The 1,777-nt window shown below is 63.3% G+C and carries 2 protein-coding genes and 1 pseudogene; 1 reads left to right on the forward strand and 2 read right to left on the reverse strand.

The features are described 5' to 3' along the window. Positions 1–474, forward strand: a 474-nt coding sequence (locus HMPREF2990_RS04380; protein ID WP_070762887.1) for an IS6-like element IS1628 family transposase, incomplete at its 5' end; no start/stop codon positions are given. A gap of 270 nt (positions 475–744) precedes the next feature. Here the strand turns inward: HMPREF2990_RS04380 and HMPREF2990_RS04385 are convergent. After that, a complete protein-coding gene (locus HMPREF2990_RS04385; RefSeq protein ID WP_066513013.1) occupies positions 745–1,476 on the reverse strand; it encodes an ABC transporter permease in 732 nt (243 codons plus the stop codon). Then, a pseudogene (locus tag HMPREF2990_RS12910) lies at positions 1,473–1,777 on the reverse strand (hypothetical protein); the annotation flags it as partial. The pseudogene HMPREF2990_RS12910 and the gene HMPREF2990_RS04385, both read right to left, overlap by 4 nt.

Below are 1,777 nucleotides of genomic sequence, written 5' to 3' on the forward strand. Positions count from 1 at the left end.
GAGACCTATATCCGGGTCGGGGGAAAGTGGTGCTACCTCTATCGGGCAATCACCGCCGGTGGCCAGACCCTGGACTTCTACCTCTCACCAAAACGCAACGTCGCGGCAGCGAAGCGTTTCCTGGCGAAGACGCTGCGGTCGAATAAATCGGCAGGCTATCCGCGGGTGATCAGCACCGACAAGGCCCCCTCACTCGCCAGGGCAATCTCTGAGCTGAAGGCGGAAGGCGTCTGTCCATCGACGGTCGAGCATCGTCGGGTGAAATACCTCAACAACGTCATTGAAGGCGATCATGGCCGGTTAAAGCGGATCCTGGGGCCGAAAGGAGCATTCAAAAACCGAACGTCTGCCTACCGGACGTTGAAAGGGATGGAAGCGATGCACTCATTGCGGAAGGGGCAGGGCACGATGTTTGCCTATGGTCACCCGAATCCGGATGCAGTGATTGTTAGCCGGGTATTCGAGACGGCCTGACAACACAGGAACATAGCGTTGATCACACAATAAAAACGGAGCTTTCTTGGCTCCCGCCCCAAGTTGCAACAGCACCTTCAACTGCCTCTGTCTAGTCTAGATGTAGTTGAACGGGTTTGTGAACACCCACTCGGCGAAATGCTCGCGATCGGCTCCTCCGGACCACTGTTCACATCAACGACCGTTTGTTGAACGGCGGTGTGAGTCAGCCCCAGCCCTGCGACGCCACGAACCGTCTTGGGCGGCGGATGCGAGGCGCAGGCCTGCCCATCACGCCGAGTCCCGTCGGACATGGGCACATAGCCCCGCGCCCGCCAGGCCGAGTGCCGGTACGAGAAGCGCGACGGCAGGAGGCCACACGGACATGCCTGCAGGGGCCTCTCCAAGTGCCTGGGCGAGGAGCATGTGGCTGGCGTTGAACGGCAGCCACGGCGTGATCGCCTCGAGCATCGGGACCATGGACGCGAGCTGTTCGATCAGGAGCATCCACGTGATCGGCGCGGCGACGGACACCGCGACGGAGCGCGTGAGGACGGCAAGCGCCGTCGCCATCGTCGCCCACAGGAGAACGACGAGGAGGTAGGCCGCGAGGTAGGCCCACCCTCGCGGCGACATGGCCAGCCCGTCGGGATAGAACGTCGCCGCGACGAGCGCGAGGCCGATGCCGACGACGTACGCGAATGCGAGGAACGCCCACTGGACCGCTGCCTGTGCCACCAACGAGGCCCATCGACTCTTCTGCGTGAGGAAGGACAGCGCCGTCGACCCCGCATTGATCTCGGTCGCGGTGTGTGTGCCGGCGAACACGATGGCCAGCACATGGAAGATGCTCACGCACTTGCCCAGATCACCGGCGTCGATCGGCCCTCGATAGGCCGGGTCGTAGACGATACCCATCAGGACGATGGGGCCGACGCAGCAGCCGATCAGCAGCGCAGCGAAGATGCCTGTGGAGCGCACGGTGAGCAGTCGGCGCACCTCAGCTGTCAATGCTCGTGTCATCGCTCGGGCCTTTCTTTGCCATGTTCGGCTTCGGATGATCGGTCGGTGAGGCGGAGGAATTCCTCTTCCAGCCGGATCGGCTTGTCCGTCAGGGCAGTGATGAGCACGTCGAGGTCTCGGCAGGTCCGCGAGAGCGTGAGCGCGTCGGGGACCGTCTCGTCGAATGTCACGCAGAGTCCCTCGGGCAGTGCGGTTACGGGGACCCGCAGTCCGCGCAGAGCCTGCTCGACGCGTTCGTCGTCGTCGGTGCGGAGGAGCGCTTGGCGGCTGCGCGCGTGCAGAAGATCGGCGACGTCCCACT

The sequence above is a fragment of the Corynebacterium sp. HMSC071B10 genome, assembly GCF_001814825.1.
Taxonomy (GTDB): Bacteria; Actinomycetota; Actinomycetes; order Mycobacteriales; family Mycobacteriaceae; genus Corynebacterium.

What these genes read in the sequence shown, in the direction of transcription:
- HMPREF2990_RS04385 (WP_066513013.1), bottom strand. Translation starts at nt 1,476, where the DNA reads ATGACACGAGCATTGACAGCTGAGGTGCGCCGACTGCTCACCGTGCGC.